This is a genomic window from Sulfitobacter sp. S190 (assembly GCF_025141935.1).
Classification (GTDB): domain Bacteria; phylum Pseudomonadota; class Alphaproteobacteria; order Rhodobacterales; family Rhodobacteraceae; genus Sulfitobacter.
Genome location: NZ_CP081120.1, coordinates 3141646 through 3159071, shown reverse-complemented (window position 1 = coordinate 3159071; position 17426 = coordinate 3141646). Strand labels below are relative to the sequence as shown.

Sequence of the window (17426 nt, the reverse complement as noted above, 5' to 3'; positions counted from 1 at the left end):
GCAAGAGCGGGTTTGCTGCGCCATTTAATGGGCAACAGCAAGGAAGATGCCCATGAAAATCGCCTTTCAGATGGACCCGATCGGGAACGTAGACATCAATGCCGACAGCAGTTTCCGTCTGGCAGAAGAAGCACAGGCGCGTGGGCACAGTCTATTCTATTATTCCCCCGATCAACTTGCATACCAGGAGGGCCGCGTCACGGCGCGCGGTCAGGACATGAAGGTGCAGCGTGTTGAAGGGAACCCGGCGGTTCTCGGGCAAATGCGCGAAGTCGACCTGTCAGAATTCGATGTCATCTGGCTGCGACAAGACCCGCCTTTCGACATGCATTACATCACCAGTACCCACTTGCTGGATCGGGTGAGCGACTTAACTTTGGTCGTCAACGATCCATTCTGGGTGCGCAATTTTCCCGAAAAATTGCTGGTGCTCGATTTTCCCGATCTGATGCCCGCAACGACCATTGCGCGTGATCTGGAAACCATCAGGGCGTTCAAGGACAAGCACGGCGATGTGATCCTGAAACCGCTCTACGGCAATGGCGGCGCCGGTGTCTTCAAGCTGACCCAGAACGATAGCAACCTCAGCTCTCTGCACGAACTGTTCACCGGATTTTCGCGCGAGCCATTGATCGTTCAGCAATTCCTGCCCGATGTGTCCAAAGGCGACAAGCGTGTGATCCTTGTCGAGGGCGAAGCGGTGGGCGCCATCAATCGCGTCCCCGCCGCCGGTGAAACGAGGTCCAACATGCATGTGGGCGGACGGCCCGAAAAGGTTGGCCTGACGGATCGCGACCTTGAGATTTGCGCCCGTATCGGACCGCTTTTGAAGGAAAAGGGCCAGATTTTCGTCGGGATCGACGTGATCGGCGACTACCTTACAGAAATCAATGTGACGTCACCGACCGGCATACAGGAACTTGAACGTTTCGACGGCGTGAATATCGCAGCCAAGGTCTGGGAGGCGATTGAGGCACGCCGCGCATGAGCCTGCGTGCCCGCGTCCTGAATATCTGGCTGCGTCATATCGAGCGCCCGAAACTCGAGCGCGCAAATGATCCGGTACAGTTGCGACGGTCCCTTGAGCGTCAGGCGCGGTACTTCTTTCACAGTCCGCGCGGGACAAGTCACGCCGCAACACTTTTGGGTAACATAGATGCGATCAGGGTGCTGCCGCGGATCGTTCAAAAAAACCGCTTGTTGTTCTACATTCACGGTGGCGGTTTTCTGTTCGGCAGTCCCGAGACGCACGCGGCGCTGGCAGCGCAACTTGCGCGACGCCTGCAGGCACCCGCTGTCTTGCCGCGATACCGCTTGGCGCCTGAACAAACCTATCCTGCCGCACCGGAGGATGTGCGGCATGCGTGGGATGGCCTGATGGCGCAAGGTGTTGACCCCGGCACGGTGGTCCTTGGGGGCGACAGCGCAGGCGGAGCACTTGCCTTCGGATTGCTCGCGTCACTATGTGCCGATGGCGCGCCCTTGCCCGGCGCAGTATTCGGTTTTTCGCCACTGGCGGATCTGGCCTATGAGAGCGACAGCGTTTTGCGAAACGCTCCGCGCGATGCGATCCTGCCCGGAGCGCGCGCGCCCGAACTTGCGCAGATGTTTCTGGGCGGGGCACCGGCTGACGATCCGCGAGTGAGCCCATGCAAGGGTACTTTCCCGGATGCGCCGCCTGCATGGATCACCGTTGGTGACACGGAAATACTGCTCGACGATGCCCGTCGGCTGGCCGCTGCATTACGCCGGGATGGCGCGGAGGTAGAATTTCGCGAAAAGCACGATTTGCCGCATGTCTGGCCAATCCTTCACAACTTCCTGCCCGAGGCGCGCGAAACGCTGGACGAGTTGGCCGCTTGGATCAGGCGACAGCAAGGCTGGGCAAACGAAAGCTGATGGCTTCGGCAACATGGGGTTTGCGCACCGTGTCGGAACAATCGAGATCCGCTATGGTGCGTGCCACGCGCAACACCCGGTGATAGCCGCGTGCCGATAGCCCGAAGCGTTCCGCCGCCCGCATCAGAATATCGCGGCCTTCGGTGTCCGGTGTTGCGATCTGTTCCAGAACATCCCCTTCGGCATCGGCATTACACAGCATGTCAGGCTTTCCCGCAAAGCGGGCCTGTTGGACGGTGCGTGCCGCACTGACCCGTTCCGCAACTTCGCGCGATCCTTCACCCGCCGGGGGCAGGTCGAGATCGTGAAAGCTGACGGGTGGGACATCGACACGCAGGTCGAACCGGTCCATCAAGGGGCCGGAAATCTTGCCCATATAATCCTCTCCGCAATGCGGGACGCGTGCGCAGGCGCGGGCAGGGTCCGGCAAATAGCCGCATTTGCAGGGGTTTGCTGCGGCCACCAGCATGAACTTACAACGGTATCTGACGTGTGCGTTGGCCCGCGCGATCGTAACTTCGCCCGTCTCAATCGGTTGGCGCAGGGTTTCCAGTACGGTGCGGGCGAATTCGGGAAATTCGTCCATAAACAGCACGCCGTTATGCGCGAGAGAGACTTCGCCGGGTTTCGCCTGTCGTCCACCCCCGATGATCGCAGCCATCGACGCAGTGTGGTGCGGCTCACGAAACGGGCGGCTGCGCGATATACCTCCGTCGTCCAGAAGGCCCGCGAGCGAGTGTATCATTGATGTCTCGAGTGCCTCTGTCGCGGAGAGAGGAGGCAGGATGCCCGGAAGTCGCGCTGCGAGCATCGATTTGCCCGAGCCCGGTGTGCCAACCAGCATTAAATGGTGGCGTCCCGCGGCCGCGATTTCCAATGCCCGCTTTGCCCGTTCCTGACCTTTGACGTCACGCAGATCACGGCCCAATACAGGGGGGATGACTTCACCCGGATCTGCCGGAGGCAGGACCGCCTGGCCGGTATAATGGCGCACCACGTCACCAAGTGTGGCCGGTGCAATGACCTGGCACGCATCCACCCACGCGGCCTCCGCTCCCGATCCGGCAGGGCACAACAGGCTGCGTTCTTCCTGTGCCGCGGCCATTGCTGCGGGCAAGGCCCCCACGACAGGGACGAGCGATCCGTCCAGAGACAATTCACCCAACGCCACGACATTCTGCACCACATCATTTGGCAGGATGTCGAGCGCAGCAAGAAGCGCCAGCGCGATGGGCAGATCGAAATGGCTGCCCTCCTTGGGCAAATCGGCAGGGCTCAGATTGATTGTGATCCGTTTGGAAGGAAGCGCTATTGCCATCGAGCTGAGTGCAGTGCGCACACGGTCGCGTGCTTCACTAACGGCTTTGTCGGGCAGTCCCACCACCGAAAACGCAGGCAGCCCGGGGGTCACGGCACATTGCACTTCGACCATCCGGGCCTCGACCCCCTGAAAGGCCACGCTGTAGGCACGAGAAACCATTGCGTCCTCCCGATGGTTGACCAAAACAAGAGTTACGCGCCCATGGTTTAAGAATGGTTAATGCTTCATGGCGCGGTCAGATCAGGCAGGCCACGGTTGCGTGGCGCCTACCGGGGGGTAAGGGAAAGGATCGTAGCTTGTCATGAGCCCTTCGGCACGCCAAAGGCGAAAATCCTGATCCTCGATTGTCGTGCTGCAATAGGATCGCGCAAACTCCGATCGCGGCAGATCATACCCGACCATCCGAGCGCAGACTGGTGCGTAAAAAGCATCCGCAAGACTGTACGCGCCAAAGAGCCACGGTCCGTCCGTTGCGTATTGTCGCGCGTGTTGCCAAAGCGTTTCGATCCTCGCCAGATCAGCAAGCACGGCACTGGACGGCGAAAATGTAGCGTCGACATGCACCAATTGCATCGGACAATCGCCACGCAATGCGCTAAATCCGGTCGCCATCGCCGCACAAAGCCACCGCGCTGCGGCTCGGGCGTCCGGGTCGCTTGGCCACATGCCGGCATCCGGATGACGCTCTGCAAGGGTCTCGGCGATCGCAAGCGTTTCGCCGACGACCTGACCCTCCGCGGTGCGTAATGCTGGCACCAGTTTGGCCGGCGCAAGCGGGGCAAGATCCTGGGCCATTTTGCCTGAATAGAGACCCACCAAATGAGTTTGGAAGGGCAGATTGAATTTCTGCAGCATGAGCCAGCCGCGCAAAGACCAGCTCGAAAATGTCCGGTCACCGATGTAGAGATCATATGTCATGCGACAGGGGTAATCCGGGCCGAGGCCGCGGATCAAATGCAATTTTGTGCGACATCAAATCACGGCAGGTGATTGATCTGATGAATGTGCCAATCGGGCTGTGTCTGGATGGTGGTAACGGACAGATTGTCGATCTTGTGCGCCATCGCGGCGTAGGCCGACACACGCATCGCCCGCTGAACCTGTGTCAGGATAACGCCAAAATGAGCGACTGCGATAATATGCTGGTCCGGATGAAGATGGGACAAGCGGTCAACGGCGGCGTCCACGCGGGCCGCAGTTTCGTTCCAGCTTTCACCCTCGGGCGCACGCGGGCTCCCGGGGGTTTCCCAAAACGCGCGGCTAAGTTGCGGGTCACGGGCCGCAACCGCATCGAACGGCATGCCATCCCAGACGCCGAAATTGATTTCGCGCAAATCGGGCTCGTGGGCCAAGCGGTGATGTCCCGGCCCCGTGAGCGCGTCCGCCGTCGCCGACGCGCGAATGAGGTCGGAGGAAACAAGCTTGGCGTTGTCCGGCAAGTGGTCTGTGAGGCGCGCAATCTGGGCGCAATCGGTAAGATCGGCAGGAACATCGCGCCAGCCGACGAACGTTTTTTCGTGGGTCGGCCCGTGGCGCACCCAGTGCCAAACCGTCATGGCAGCTCTCCCTTCAGAACCTGTGGAAGCCCGGCGACGACCATGACCGCCAGATCGGCCTGTGCCGCCAAGGCAATGTTGAGCTTGCCTTGGGCCTCACGAAACTGTCGGGCGAGCCGGTTGTCGGGTACTATGCCGTGACCCACTTCGTTGGAGACGATCACGCTCGGCGCGGGGCAACGGTCAATGTCGTCGAGGAGTTTTTCAGTAGCAATGACAAGATCGCTTCCGGCCATCATGTGATTGCTGAGCCACATGGTTGCACAGTCGATCAAAACCGGTGTGGCGGGATCCATCGCGCGCAGGCATTCGCCAAGGTCCAACGGCTCTTCGAACGTGGTCCAGCGCGCATCCCTGCGATCCTGATGGATTTTTACTTTCAATTTTATTTCGGCGTCTTCAACTTGCCCGGTCGCGAGGTAGTTCAGCTTCAACGCGCTGGAAAGTAAAAGGCTTTCGGCGTACAAAGATTTCCCCGACGCGGCGCCCCCTAGAATAAAAGATCGTCGAGGCAACATTTTTTGCAACCTTGTGTGAACCAAACACCCCTTTCATGCGTAATCATTATGAAAACCCGCCACAAGGCAGGAAACAGACTGGGAGACGTTCCGCATGGCGACAGCAACCGCGCATGACTTTTCACTCACCCGTACCGCGATGAAAGCGGAACTGTTGGATGCCGATACCGAGCTTAGACTTGCATATGCGTGGCGTGACGAACGGTGCGAACAATCGCTGCACCGACTGATCAACGCCTACATGCGGCTCGCCATTTCCATGGCAGCGAAATTCAAGCGTTACGGCGCGCCGATGAATGATTTGATTCAGGAAGCGGGTTTGGGTCTCATGAAGGCTGCGGATAAATTTGACCCCGACCGCGGGGTTCGTTTTTCGACCTATGCGGTCTGGTGGATCAAAGCCTCTATCCAAGATCACGTGATGCGCAACTGGTCTATGGTCCGTACAGGGTCCACCTCTTCCCAGAAATCGCTGTTTTTCAACATGCGTCGCGTTCAGGCGCGGTTGGAGCGTGAAGCGGCGGCACAGGGTGAAACACTCGACCGCCACCAGCTGCGCCAGATGATCAGCACGGAGATAGGTGTTCCGCTCCACGACGTCGAGATGATGGAAGGACGTCTGAGCGGTTCCGACTATTCCCTCAATGCGACACAATCGGCGGACGACGAAGGACGCGAGTGGATTGATGCGCTCGAGGACGACAGCGCGCAAGCCGCAGAGCGTGTCGAAGACAGCCACGATACGGCACAGCTGCGTGACTGGCTGATCACCGCGATGGGTGCGTTGAACGACCGCGAGCAGTTCATTGTCCGCGAACGCAAACTGCGGGACACGGCGAGAACGCTGGAAAGTCTCGGCCAAGAACTCAGCCTCAGCAAAGAACGGGTTCGCCAGCTTGAAGCGGCTGCGTTCACAAAAATGCGCAAATCGCTTGAGATGCAGTCCCAAGAAGTATTCCACTTCCTGACCTGATGCTCGTTTACAAAGCTCTTTCTTACGCAAGCGCGGCCTTTCTGGTCGCGCTTTTGCCGTTGCGGGGGTATTGCGACGCTCCTCCCGCGGCCGCGTTGGTCGCCGACGTCATTGTCTTGGGTGAACAGCACGACAACCCGGCACATCACAGGGTGCAGTCAGATTGGACCGGTGCGATCGGGCCGGCGGCAATAGTCTTCGAAATGCTCACCCCGCAGCAGGCCGCACGCGCGACACCGAACGTTCGGGATGATATCGATACACTCGACGCGGCGCTGGGTTGGTCCGCTGGGCCCTGGCCCGATTTCGCGATGTATTATCCGATATTTGCTGCGGCGCCCGAGGCCGTGATCTTCGGTGCGCAGGTGCTTCGCGACGAGATTGATGCACAGCTGGAAAAGCCCATCGTATCGCACCCGCTTGCGCGGAAATACGGTCTCGACAAAGCCGCAGACCCGGATCAGCAGGCTGCCCGCGAGGCGCTGCAGGCGGAAGCACACTGTAATGCTTTGCCGGCAGAGATGTTGCCGATGATGGTAGATGCGCAGCGCCTGCGCGACATGGCGTTGGCCGATGCCGCTGTGCAGGCCCACGATTTGACAGGTGGACCGGTCGTCGTGATAACAGGCAACGGCCACGCACGTGAGGATTGGGGAGTCCCTGCGCTTTTGCGGCAGGCGAGACCTGATCTGAAGGTTTTCGCGCTGGGCCAGGGCGAGGGTGGCAACATGCCGGATGGCGGTTTCGCTGCCATGACGGATGCGGATGCCCCGCCACGCGGTGATCCTTGCGCGGCCTTTCGCAAATAGCCGGGGCTGGCGCCCCGTTGCCAGCGCGCCTATGGTGCAGCCAATACTTGGCCTTTCGGGGGACATAGGATGTTGGCAGGCAAACACATTCTGCTCATAATCGGTGGCGGCATCGCTGCATTCAAAGCGCTTGATCTGATACGTCGGTTGCGTGAGCGCGGTGCCTTGGTGACGCCGGTCCTGACGCGCGCCGGTGAGGAGTTTGTAACACCGTTGTCGGTTTCTGCACTGGCAGGCAGCAAGGTCTACCGTGACCTTTTCGATCTGGGTGACGAGGCCGAAATGGGTCATATCCAACTCAGCCGCGTTGCCGATCTTGTGCTGGTGGCACCGGCGACTGCGGATTTGATGGCAAAGATGGCCGTAGGTCTGGCAAATGATCTTGCGTCCACGCTTTTGCTGGCAACGGATACGCCCGTTATGATCGCGCCCGCAATGAATGTACGCATGTGGGAGCACGCGGCCACGCAACGCAATCTGGCGACACTGCGTCAGGACGGTATTTCCGTTGTCGGCCCGAACGAGGGCGACATGGCATGCGGTGAATACGGACCCGGACGGATGGCCGAGCCGATGGAAATCGTTGCAGCGGTCGAGGAGCGGCTTGTTGATGGTCCGCTGTCCGGCAAACGTGTGCTTGTGACCTCTGGCCCGACGCATGAGCCGATTGACCCGGTTCGGTATATCGCGAACCGGTCGTCGGGGGCGCAAGGCAAGGCAATCGCGGCGTCCCTTGCGGCAATGGGAGCGCAGGTGACCTTTGTGACCGGTCCTGCAGATACACCGCCGCCCGCGGGAGTGACCGTTGTGCGCGTACAAACCGCTGCGCAGATGCTTGACGCAGTGACGCAATCCCTGCCAGCGGACGCCGCTGTCTTTGCTGCTGCTGTTGCGGATTGGCGTGTTGAAGGGGCAAGCGACCGCAAGCTGAAGAAAACAAAAGATGGCCTGCCGTCGCTTTCATTCGCGGAAAACCCCGATATTCTCAAAACGGTCAGCGGAATGGGGGCAGATCGGCCAAAGCTTGTCGTGGGCTTCGCCGCCGAGACCGATGACGTCTTTGCCAACGCCACGGCCAAGCGACAACGCAAGGGGTGCGATTGGATCGTGGCAAATGATGTGTCACCGGAAACGGAGATCATGGGTGGGTCGGAAAACGCCGTTACCCTGATAACGGCCGACGGATCAGAGGTGTGGCCCCGCATGGACAAGACCGCAGTCGCCCGAAATCTGGCAGCGCGGATCGCGGATGCGTTGGCGCAATGACAGTTGATGTCGATTTCGCGTGGCTCGCGGACGCAGATCAAACGCTTGGTCTGCCGCGGTATGAGACAGATGGCGCAGCGGGCGCGGATATCAGGGCCAATTTTCCCGACAAATCGGACATCACGATCGCGCCGGGACAGCTGGTTCTGGTTCCGACCGGTCTGCGTGTCGCGGTGCCGCCCGGATACGAAGTGCAGATGCGGCCGCGGTCCGGTTTGGCGCTGAAATACGGGATCACGCTGCCGAACGCGCCGGGCACGATTGACGCGGATTATCGCGGCCCGTTGGGCGTGATCTTGCTGAATGCAGGTGCTGAACCCTTTGTCATCACCCACGGTATGCGGATTGCGCAGATGGTTGTCGCGCCCGTCGTGCAGGCTAGATTTCGCGTTGTTGACGATCTGGAGGATACGCCCCGCGGGGGCGGTGGTTTCGGATCGACCGGAACGGAGTAGGCATGCTTGTACTGATATTGGCCGCGCTGATCTGGGGGCTTGGCATGTGGATGGGCACCCCGCGGAACGCCCGTTCGATCATGCTGGGCTTGCTCATGGTTGTGGTGATCGCGCTGCAACTGGTCCTGCCCGATACGCACCCTGTCCGTGACGCTACAGGGGGCAGCGCTGCGCCTTGGCTCATCGTGTTGGGCATCGGTGCGCTTGTCTGGGTCTATTCGAAGGGCATTGGCCAGTTGCGTTTGCGGACAGGTGTGGATGCGACCGCACCGCAGGTACCTGTCGCGCAGGGAAGCTTTTCGGATACCGAACTGAACCGCTATGCCCGCCATATCGTTCTGCGCGAGGTTGGCGGCGCAGGGCAAAAGGCGCTGAAAAATGCGAAGGTGCTCGTTGTTGGCGCCGGGGGACTTGGCGCACCCGCGTTGCAGTATCTTGCCGCCGCAGGTGTCGGGACGATCGGTGTGATTGATGACGACACAGTAGAAAACACCAATCTGCACCGACAGGTCATTCACAAAGATGCCTCTATCGGCATGCCGAAGGTTTTCTCCGCTCAGGCGGAAATGCTCGCGCAGAATCCGTTCGTCTCCGTCCGGCCGTATCACCGCAGGCTGACCGGTGAGATTGTTGATGATCTGGTTGCGGACTACGATCTGGTGCTCGACGGAACCGACAATTTCGATACCCGCTACCTCGTGAATGCGGCCTGCGTGACGGCAGGCAAACCGCTTGTTTCTGGCGCGTTGAGCCAATGGGAAGGTCAGCTAAGCGTTTTTGATCCTGCGTCGGGCGCACCGTGCTACCAATGCGTTTTTGCGCAAGCGCCGGCGTCCGAGTTGGCTCCCAGTTGTGCGCAGGCCGGCGTTATCGGGCCGCTCCCAGGGGTGGTTGGTGCGATGATGGCGCTCGAGGCGGTCAAACTGATCACCGGAGCGGGGACCCCGCTGCGCAATCAGCTGATGATTTACGATGCGCTATACGGCGAAAACCGCACAATCGGCGTCAAGCGTCGTGCCGATTGCCCAACGTGCGGTGCATTGCATGCTTAGATATGAACACGGCGCTCTCCCGGATACCGGGACCGCATAACAAAGGAAATCGCGATGACAAACCCATTGCTGCAGGACTGGGACACACCTTTTGCAATCGCCCCGTTTGACACAATCAGCGATTCTGATTTTGCACCGGCGCTTGATACTGCCCTATCGCGTCACAAGGCAGAGATAGAGGCAATCGCGTCTAATCCCGATGCGCCGGATTTCGCAAACACGGTCGAGGCGATGGAAGCCGCTGGCCGGGACCTCGACAAAGTGTTGAGCGTTTTCTTCACCGTTTCAGGCGCAGACAGCAATCCTGATCGCGAAGCCTTGCAGCGGGAATTCTCGCCGCTGTTGTCGGCACATTTCGCTGACATTTCCGCCAACTCGCAGCTTTTTGAGCGCATTGCCTCCGTGTGGGAAAAGCGCGAAAGCCTTACCCTGACGGAGGAACAGCAGCGCGTGCTGATGCTGACCCATCGGGGTTTCGTGCGGTCGGGTGCGGCGCTGACAGGGGCTGACGAAACCCGAATGAAGGAGATCAAGAACCGTCTTGCCGTTCTGGGAACCGAATTTACGCAAAACCTGCTTGCGGATGAACGGGACTGGTTCATGCCGTTGGGCGAAGATGATCTGGATGGTTTGCCCGCGTTCGTTGTGGATGCTGCCCGTGCCGCGGGCCGTGAAAAAGAGGCGGACGGACCCGTCGTGACCCTCTCGAGGTCGCTGATAACGCCCTTTTTGCAATTTTCCCCGCGTCGCGATTTGCGTGAACGCGCCTTTGCGGCGTGGGCCGCGCGGGGGGCAAACGGGGGTAAGACGGACAACCGCGACATCGCCGCTGAAATCCTGGCGTTGCGCGAAGAGCGGGCGAAGCTTCTGGGATACGATAGCTTTGCCGACTACAAGCTAGAGACCGAAATGGCCAAGACGCCGGATGCCGTGCGCAAATTGCTGATGGCGGTTTGGGAACCCGCAAAGGCGCAAGCAAATGCCGATGCGAAAATCCTGCAAGACATGATGCACGCTGACGGCGTGAACGGGGAATTGGCCGCGTGGGATTGGCGCTACTACGCGGAGAAGCGTCGCGCGATCGAGCACGATCTCGATGAAGAGGCGCTCAAACCGTACTTTCAACTCGACTGCATGATCGAGGCGTCATTTTCCTGTGCGAACCGGCTTTTCGGGCTGTCCTTTGCGCCATTGGATGTGCCGCTCTACCATCCCGATTGCCGGGCGTGGAACGTGACCCGCAATGGTGAGCATGTCGCGGTCTTTATCGGTGACTATTTTGCACGTGGCTCCAAAAGGTCGGGTGCGTGGTGCTCGGCCATGCGCAGCCAAGCCAAATTCCCCCAACCGCAGACCCCGATTGTGATCAACGTGTGCAATTTCGCAAAGGGCGATCCGGCATTGCTCAGCTACGATGATGCCCGCACATTGTTCCATGAATTTGGCCACGCCCTGCACCAGATGCTCTCCGATGTGACCTACGAATCTATCTCTGGCACCTCTGTGGCCCGCGATTTCGTGGAACTGCCAAGCCAGCTTTATGAACACTGGCTGGACGTGCCCGAAGTCCTTAGTGAATTCGCGATCCATGCGGACACGGGACATGCGATGCCCGAGGAAATGCTCGACAAGGTATTGGGTGCCGCGACGTTCGATATGGGTTTCCAGACTGTCGAATATGTGGCGTCGGCGCTGGTTGATCTGGCCTTTCACGACGGACCTGCGCCGTCCGATCCAATGGCACGGCAGGCCGAAGTTCTGTCGGAATTGGGCATGCCAGACGCCATTACAATGCGGCACGCAACCCCGCATTTTGCACACGTCTTTGCAGGGGATGGATATTCGAGCGGTTACTATAGTTACATGTGGTCCGAAGTGATGGACGCGGATGCTTTCGCAGCGTTCGAAGAAGCCGGTGGTCCGTTTGACCGCGACCGCGCCAGCGCACTTGAGCAACACATTCTCTCGACCGGAGGCAGCCGCGATGCCGCCGAATTATATGTCGCCTTCCGGGGGCGGTTGCCGGGGGTCGAGGCTCTGCTCAAAGGCCGCGGGTTGGACGCGGCCTGATCTGCCTCAGTATCCGAGCGACCGGTCTACGAGGTTGAGCAAAGGAAGTCCCGCCTCGCTGCGCGCGATGTTGCGTGCAACCATCTGTGCCGCAGTGGCGGGGCGGGTGTCTGCGGCAATGTGCGGTGTCACCGTGACGTTCGGATGATCCCAAAACGGATGGACGCGCGGCAGCGGTTCGGTACGAAACACATCCAGTGTCGCGTGTGCGATCTGCCCTGTTTCCAATGCGCCAAGAAGCGCGTCGTCATCAATCAAGGGCCCCCGGCCCGGATTGATGAGATAGGCACCCTGTGGCATCTGGCCCAGTGTTTCGGCATTCATCAGATTGGTTGTCGCCGGAGTGTCGGGCAGTAGCATTACGGCAATATCCGCCTGCGCCAACGCCGCTGAAAGACCCGCCTCGCCGTGCAGGCAGGTCACACCCTCAACCGACTTGGGGCTACGGGACCATCCCACCACATTGAAGCCCAGCGCCACCAGCGCCATAGCACAGGCGGTGCCCAGTGCGCCGAGCCCGAAAATAACCACCGTTCGTTCGAACGCGAGCGGCGGAACCGCGGGGCGCCATTCATTGTCCGGATTCACGATGTGCCGGTCCATGCCAAGGTGGTGTCGCAGCACGTGCCCCACCACCCATTCCGTCATACCTTTTGACAGGCCGGGGTCGACCATGCGGGCCAAGGGTATGGACAGCGTTTCATTGCCGACAATTTTTTCGACCCCCGCCCAAAGGTTCAAGACGGCCTTGGCGCGCGTATAGGGGCGAAAATCCTGCAGACTGCTGTCCGGGGCGTAGACGATGTAGTCCACGCTCTGAGGCGGAATGTCTTGCGACAGGTGCGCCGCGACCCCTTCGCTCTCCAACGCCTTGGTCAGTGGATCAAAGTAGAGCGCCCACCGCTTTTCACCGGCCGCAAACAGAACATTTTTCATACCGCGAACGCCTCGCTTGGGTCAGGCATATAGGTTCATTTCATCTGGGGCGGTGGATATGCGCAGACTGCACCAGCCCGAATGCCAGCATCAAGACAAGCATCGCAGATCCACCATAGCTCACTAAGGGCAGCGGAACACCGACCACCGGGGCGAGCCCCATGACCATCGACATGTTCACGGCAAAGAACAGAAAGAAGTTCAGCGCGATACCCAATGTGAGAAGTGCGGCAAACCTGTCCTTGTTCATGACGGCGGACGCGACGCAAAAGATGATGACCAACGCATAAAGCGCCAGCAGCGAAATCCCCCCGACAAAACCGAACTCTTCGGCCAATGTCGTAAAGATAAAATCCGTGTGCTTTTCTGGCAGGAAGTTCAGCCGCGATTGCGTGCCTTGCATAAAGCCACGGCCGGTCCAGCCGCCCGATCCCAATGCGATCTTGGACTGGGTGATATGGTATCCGGCGCCCAGCGGGTCTGTGCTGGGGTCAAGGAAGGTATCGATGCGGCGGAACTGGTAGTCTTTCAGAAGCTGCCACGGTGTCCCGCGCGATTGGAACACGGCAGTAACCAGACCTACACCGGCCGCGATAACAGCGGCGAAATATGCCCAATGGACCCCTGCCAGAAACATCAGCCCGCCGCCGGCGGTCAGCAACAGGATCGAGGTCCCCAGATCGGGCTGGTTCAGCACCAGCGCCGTCGGCAGCAGGATGATAAGAACGGGCAAGATGACCCACAAAGGTCTGGATGTTTTCTTGGCGGGCAACCAGTCGTAGTAGGCTGCGAGGAACATCACCAAGGTGATTTTGGTGAGCTCGGATGGTTGAAGCCGGAAAAAGCCCAGATCGATCCAGCGCTGGGCACCCATGCCCACAGCCCCGAAAAACTCGACCGCCACAAGCAACATGACCGATACCGCATAGGCAAGCCCCGCGAGATTGCGCCAAAGCCAGATCGGCACCAGCCCCACGAAAAGCATCAGAACAAGCCCCAGGCCGAACCGTTTCATCTGTGGCTCTGCCCACGGGCTGAAGCCGCCGCCGGCAACCGAATAGAGCATCAAAAACCCGGTGCCCGCGACAGCAGTCAACAAAACGGCCAGCGGCCAGTTCAGGTACAATATCTTGCGCAATCCAGTCGGAACGGATTTGACCGTAGACTCAAGATAGCTCATGCCTGATCCCCGACGGCACTTTTGTTAATGCGGGCTTCGGGGCGCACATCGCGCAGACGCAGCTGCTGTTCTTCGATCTGGCCCCGTACGGCCGTCGGATATGCCTCGAGCGGCGGTTCGCCGTTGTAGAGGGCCTGCAGCATGACATCGCGCGCGATGGGCGCCGCGGCCTTTGATCCACCGCCGCCATGTTCGACCAGCACCGCGCAGGCGAACCGCGGATTGTCGTAGGGCGCGAAACTGACAAAAAGCGCGTGATCGCGCTGTTCCCACGGAACCTCGTTGTTGTTGACCACGGCTGACCGCACCTGGCTTGTGCCTGTTTTGCCGGCCATGCGCATGCCGTCTGCGATGATACGGCTACGGTAGGCTGTGCCACGACGGTCATTGACGACCGAATACATGGATTTGCGCATCTTGCGCAGGTTGTTTTCCTTCATTCCAAGCGAGGCACCGCCCGTCACGGGCTGCTCGACGCCGTCGACGGTCTTTACCAGTCTTGGCATGATTTCGCGCCCCGTGGCGAGCCGTGCCGTCATCACGGCCAATTGCATCGGGGATGCAAGCATGAACCCCTGACCGATCGATGCGTTCACAGTGTCACCGATCACCCAGGACTCGCCCCGCGCGCTGCGTTTCCATTCCTTGGTCGGTGTCAGACCGGAATTGACAGAGCTGAGCGCCAGATCATGGCGGATGCCCAATCCGAACCGCTGTGCCATCGCCGAAATCTTTTCGATGCCGACCTTCAGTGCCAGATCGTAGTAATACACGTCACACGACCGCTTCAGCGATGTCTCGAGATCGACCCATCCGTGACCGGCCCGTTTCCAGCAATGAAAGCGCCGTCCCCCCACCTCGAGGTGGCCGGGGCAATAGACCGTTTCTTGCGGCCCGACGATGCCCGCTTCGATTGCGGCCATTGCTGTCATCATTTTGAACGTGGATCCGGGAGGGTACGCGCCCTGCACAGTCTTGTTTACCAGCGGCCGGTACTTCGAATTGAGCAGCGGATCGTAGTCCTTGCTGGAGATACCGCCGATAAAGAGGTTCGGGTCATACGAAGGCGCAGACGCATTGGCGAGAATATCGCCTTTTTCGCAATCGATCATGACGACCGCGGCGCTTTCGCCGCTGAGGCGGGCCTGCACGTAGTTTTGCAAGTTGGCATCAAGCGTCAATTGCAGGTCTGCACCCGATTGGCCTTCGCGCCGATCGAGTTCGCGCATCACGCGACCGGTGGCGTTTACCTCGACCTGCTTGGTGCCAGCCGTACCGCGCAGGAGCGATTCCTGCCGTGCCTCGACATTGATCTTGCCGATCTGAAACCGTGGAATGCGCAGAACGGCATCGGGATCGTCAAGCGCATCAAGGTCTTTCTGGCTGACACGCCCGACGCGGCCGACCACATGCGCGAAATCCGATCCGCGCGGGTAGACACGGGTCGAACCGACTTCGGGCGAAACACCGGGCAGGGCAGGCGCGTTTACCGATACGGCGCTCACCGCATCCCAGCTCACGTTTTCCGCGATCGTCACGGGTAAAAACGGGGCAGAGCGCTTCAGTTCTGCCAGTGTGCTCTCACGCTGCTCATCGCTCAGGTCGATGATCAAGGCAAGCCGGTCCAGCACCGCTTCGACGTCGCCCGCATCCTCGCGCACTATCACGATCCGGTAGCTGGGTTTGTTCTCGGCCAGCTGGATGCCGTTGCGGTCAAAGATTTCGCCACGTTTCGGGGGGATCAGACGGATGTTGATACGGTTTTCTTCGGCCAGCAGACGAAACTGGTCCGCCTGGTCAACCTGTAGGTATCGCATCCGCGCCGCCAAACCGCCGACAAAGAGCAGTTGCGCACCTCCCAGAAGGGCGGCGCGACGGCTCAGCTTGGCATGGCTTGCGTCTTTGTCAGCACGATTGCGTCTCATGTCACGGTGCCTTTCGTCATGCGCGTTGGCCCAGTGCGTCCAGCTCGCCGGGAGCGGCTTTTCTTACACCCATCAGAGCATGGGTTGTCACCACGATCAACGGGTAGAACAGGATCGTCATACCGGTTTCTATCAGGCTCAGCTGCCACGGGGGCGGCGCAACGAGCGTAAGGCCCAGCACTATTCTATAGCCCAGCATGATCGCGATGAGACGTGTTGCCACGGCGATCCACTCCGCGCCAAAAGTTGCGTCACGTATGGATCTGCTGCGCGATTTGAGGTTCTCGCAAGCGACCAATGCCAGCAACGCCCAAAGCCCCGGAGGCCGTTGCAGCAACAGGTCGGTCAGCAGAAACACAAGTGTCAGACTGATCGCGGGGACATATTCGGGCCGCCGCATCGACCATGCCAAGGCAAACCCCAGCAACAAATCGGGTGACGCCCAGCTGCGTGGCGTGGTTTCGAGCGGCAAAAGGTGGAAGAACAGATTCACAAGCGCGAGAAGCACGAATGCCAGGCGCATCACCCATAGCCGCAAGGGTGACAGATCGTTCATGGCTCGCTCGCGGATTGCTCTGGTGTCGGCAGAACCGGCCCTTGCGACGTGATGACCGAGGTGGTGTCGCCCACAGGCGCAGTGCCGTAATGGCGCAACACGCGCAAGAACTCGAGCCGTTCGTAATCGGCGGCAAGGCGCACGCGCAGGCGGCCACCGGGGTCCGCAGCGACCTGCCCGATGAGCAACCCTGCCGGAAATACACCCCCGTCGCCCGAACTGATCACACGGTCACCGGGTCTCACAAGGTCCGGGTTCTCGAGAAAATCAACCGGCGGTGCGGCGGTGTTGTCGCCCGCTACAATGGCGCGTTGGCCCGAGGGTTGAATGGTTGCGGGTATGCGGCTCGAGGCATCGGTGAGCAAAATGACGCGGGCCGTGTTTTCGCCGACGCCAGAGATGCGCCCGACCAGACCGATGCCGTCCATTGTTGCCCATCCTTCGACGATGCCATCGCGCGCGCCGACGTTCAGCAGCACCGATTGCCGGAACGGGGAGCCGCTGTCGGCGAGAACCACACCGGTGATGTACGTCAGCCGCGGATCAAGGCGGACGTTGTTGAGATCCAGCAGCCGGGCATTTTCCTGCTCGAGCTGCAAGGCGGCCTCTTTCCACGCTTCCATCTGGCGCAATTCGGAGCGCAATTCCTGATTCTGTTCGGCAAGCTGGCTGTAGCTTTGGAAATCTCGCAGCAGATTGATCGTGCCCGTGATGGGGGCCATCGCCCAATCGAAATTCGGGACAATCTGGTCCGTGATCTGGGCGCGGAACCGTTCCACACGCGGGCTGTCGATGCGCCAGACGACGAAAACAGCACCCAGAAACAGGATCAGGACCGTCATCAGCAGACGGCGCAACGGTCCGGTGTAATCGCTCGACTGAGATCGGTCTCTGGCCATGGCGGCAGGCT

Annotated in this window: 17 protein-coding genes; 8 read left to right on the top strand and 9 right to left on the bottom strand. The window is 60.0% G+C overall.

What is annotated here, in order from left to right; genetic code table 11:
- The first annotated feature begins 52 nt into the window (after positions 1-52).
- Together gshB and K3756_RS15700 are read left to right on the top strand one after the other, a co-directional pair.
- The gene (gshB, locus tag K3756_RS15705; protein ID WP_259989018.1) at positions 53-988 is read left to right on the top strand and encodes a glutathione synthase; all 936 of its coding nucleotides are present in this window, start codon (positions 53-55) and stop codon (positions 986-988) included.
- Positions 985-1899, top strand: coding sequence for an alpha/beta hydrolase fold domain-containing protein (locus K3756_RS15700; protein ID WP_259989017.1), 915 nt, complete (start codon positions 985-987; stop codon positions 1897-1899). Before gshB ends, K3756_RS15700 begins: the two co-directional genes overlap by 4 nt.
- On the opposite strand, the gene K3756_RS15695 is transcribed toward K3756_RS15700, so the two are convergent.
- From K3756_RS15695 to K3756_RS15680, 4 genes are all read right to left on the bottom strand, one after another.
- Positions 1865-3379, bottom strand: a complete 1515-nt coding sequence (locus tag K3756_RS15695; RefSeq protein ID WP_259989015.1) for a YifB family Mg chelatase-like AAA ATPase — start codon at positions 3377-3379, stop codon at positions 1865-1867. The genes K3756_RS15700 and K3756_RS15695 overlap by 35 nt on opposite strands.
- Before the next feature lie 81 nt (positions 3380-3460).
- Positions 3461-4138, bottom strand: coding sequence for a glutathione S-transferase (locus tag K3756_RS15690; RefSeq protein WP_259989014.1), 678 nt, complete (start codon positions 4136-4138; stop codon positions 3461-3463).
- Positions 4139-4197: 59 nt separating this feature from the next.
- Positions 4198-4776 carry a histidine phosphatase family protein gene (locus K3756_RS15685; protein ID WP_259989012.1) on the bottom strand — a complete coding sequence of 193 codons (579 nt, stop codon included), beginning with the start codon at positions 4774-4776 and terminating at the stop codon, positions 4198-4200.
- Positions 4773-5243 (bottom strand): bifunctional adenosylcobinamide kinase/adenosylcobinamide-phosphate guanylyltransferase, encoded by a 471-nt coding sequence (locus K3756_RS15680; RefSeq protein ID WP_409202405.1) that lies wholly within the window; start codon positions 5241-5243, stop codon positions 4773-4775. Before K3756_RS15680 ends, K3756_RS15685 begins: the two co-directional genes overlap by 4 nt.
- Before the next feature lie 145 nt (positions 5244-5388).
- Between K3756_RS15680 and K3756_RS15675 the strand changes: the two genes are divergently transcribed.
- From K3756_RS15675 to K3756_RS15650, 6 genes are all read left to right on the top strand, one after another.
- A complete protein-coding gene (locus K3756_RS15675; RefSeq protein ID WP_259989010.1) occupies positions 5389-6267 on the top strand; it encodes an RNA polymerase factor sigma-32 in 879 nt (292 codons plus the stop codon).
- A 53-nt stretch (positions 6268-6320) separates the two neighbouring features.
- Positions 6321-7076, top strand: coding sequence for a ChaN family lipoprotein (locus tag K3756_RS15670; RefSeq protein ID WP_409202444.1), 756 nt, complete (start codon positions 6321-6323; stop codon positions 7074-7076).
- A gap of 69 nt (positions 7077-7145) precedes the next feature.
- Entirely contained in the window at positions 7146-8342 is a 1197-nt protein-coding gene (gene coaBC, locus K3756_RS15665) for a bifunctional phosphopantothenoylcysteine decarboxylase/phosphopantothenate--cysteine ligase CoaBC (protein ID WP_259989006.1), read from the top strand.
- The gene (gene dut, locus K3756_RS15660) at positions 8339-8797 is read left to right on the top strand and encodes a dUTP diphosphatase (RefSeq protein ID WP_259989004.1); all 459 of its coding nucleotides are present in this window, start codon (positions 8339-8341) and stop codon (positions 8795-8797) included. The genes coaBC and dut overlap by 4 nt, the downstream gene beginning before the upstream one ends.
- 2 nt (positions 8798-8799) lie before the next feature.
- The gene (locus K3756_RS15655; RefSeq protein WP_259989002.1) at positions 8800-9849 is read left to right on the top strand and encodes a molybdopterin-synthase adenylyltransferase MoeB; all 1050 of its coding nucleotides are present in this window, start codon (positions 8800-8802) and stop codon (positions 9847-9849) included.
- Between the two features lie 54 nt (positions 9850-9903).
- Positions 9904-11919 carry a M3 family metallopeptidase gene (locus K3756_RS15650; RefSeq protein WP_259989000.1) on the top strand — a complete coding sequence of 672 codons (2016 nt, stop codon included), beginning with the start codon at positions 9904-9906 and terminating at the stop codon, positions 11917-11919.
- A gap of 6 nt (positions 11920-11925) precedes the next feature.
- Here the strand turns inward: K3756_RS15650 and K3756_RS15645 are convergent, their stop codons facing one another.
- From K3756_RS15645 to mreC, 5 genes are read right to left on the bottom strand one after another with little or no spacing between them, the layout of a single operon-like run.
- On the bottom strand, positions 11926-12855 hold the full coding sequence (locus K3756_RS15645) for a glyoxylate/hydroxypyruvate reductase A (RefSeq protein ID WP_259988998.1): 930 nt from the start codon (positions 12853-12855) through the stop codon (positions 11926-11928).
- Positions 12856-12895: 40 nt separating this feature from the next.
- Positions 12896-14035 carry a rod shape-determining protein RodA gene (rodA, locus tag K3756_RS15640; protein WP_259988996.1) on the bottom strand — a complete coding sequence of 380 codons (1140 nt, stop codon included), beginning with the start codon at positions 14033-14035 and terminating at the stop codon, positions 12896-12898.
- A complete protein-coding gene (mrdA, locus tag K3756_RS15635) occupies positions 14032-15960 on the bottom strand; it encodes a penicillin-binding protein 2 (RefSeq protein WP_259988995.1) in 1929 nt (642 codons plus the stop codon). Before mrdA ends, rodA begins: the two co-directional genes overlap by 4 nt.
- Before the next feature lie 16 nt (positions 15961-15976).
- A complete protein-coding gene (locus K3756_RS15630; protein WP_259988993.1) occupies positions 15977-16516 on the bottom strand; it encodes a rod shape-determining protein MreD in 540 nt (179 codons plus the stop codon).
- A complete protein-coding gene (mreC, locus tag K3756_RS15625; RefSeq protein WP_259988991.1) occupies positions 16513-17415 on the bottom strand; it encodes a rod shape-determining protein MreC in 903 nt (300 codons plus the stop codon). Before mreC ends, K3756_RS15630 begins: the two co-directional genes overlap by 4 nt.
- Positions 17416-17426 lie beyond the last annotated feature (11 nt).

What these genes read in the sequence shown, in the direction of transcription:
- mrdA (WP_259988995.1), bottom strand. Translation starts at nt 15,960, where the DNA reads ATGAGACGCAATCGTGCTGACAAAGACGCAAGCCATGCCAAGCTGAGC.
- K3756_RS15645 (WP_259988998.1), bottom strand. Translation starts at nt 12,855, where the DNA reads ATGAAAAATGTTCTGTTTGCGGCCGGTGAAAAGCGGTGGGCGCTCTAC.
- K3756_RS15655 (WP_259989002.1), top strand. Translation starts at nt 8,800, where the DNA reads ATGCTTGTACTGATATTGGCCGCGCTGATCTGGGGGCTTGGCATGTGG.
- K3756_RS15630 (WP_259988993.1), bottom strand. Translation starts at nt 16,516, where the DNA reads ATGAACGATCTGTCACCCTTGCGGCTATGGGTGATGCGCCTGGCATTC.
- K3756_RS15675 (WP_259989010.1), top strand. Translation starts at nt 5,389, where the DNA reads ATGGCGACAGCAACCGCGCATGACTTTTCACTCACCCGTACCGCGATG.
- coaBC (WP_259989006.1), top strand. Translation starts at nt 7,146, where the DNA reads ATGTTGGCAGGCAAACACATTCTGCTCATAATCGGTGGCGGCATCGCT.
- K3756_RS15650 (WP_259989000.1), top strand. Translation starts at nt 9,904, where the DNA reads ATGACAAACCCATTGCTGCAGGACTGGGACACACCTTTTGCAATCGCC.
- K3756_RS15695 (WP_259989015.1), bottom strand. Translation starts at nt 3,379, where the DNA reads ATGGTTTCTCGTGCCTACAGCGTGGCCTTTCAGGGGGTCGAGGCCCGG.
- gshB (WP_259989018.1), top strand. Translation starts at nt 53, where the DNA reads ATGAAAATCGCCTTTCAGATGGACCCGATCGGGAACGTAGACATCAAT.
- K3756_RS15685 (WP_259989012.1), bottom strand. Translation starts at nt 4,776, where the DNA reads ATGACGGTTTGGCACTGGGTGCGCCACGGGCCGACCCACGAAAAAACG.
- mreC (WP_259988991.1), bottom strand. Translation starts at nt 17,415, where the DNA reads ATGGCCAGAGACCGATCTCAGTCGAGCGATTACACCGGACCGTTGCGC.
- K3756_RS15700 (WP_259989017.1), top strand. Translation starts at nt 985, where the DNA reads ATGAGCCTGCGTGCCCGCGTCCTGAATATCTGGCTGCGTCATATCGAG.
- K3756_RS15690 (WP_259989014.1), bottom strand. Translation starts at nt 4,138, where the DNA reads ATGACATATGATCTCTACATCGGTGACCGGACATTTTCGAGCTGGTCT.
- rodA (WP_259988996.1), bottom strand. Translation starts at nt 14,035, where the DNA reads ATGAGCTATCTTGAGTCTACGGTCAAATCCGTTCCGACTGGATTGCGC.
- dut (WP_259989004.1), top strand. Translation starts at nt 8,339, where the DNA reads ATGACAGTTGATGTCGATTTCGCGTGGCTCGCGGACGCAGATCAAACG.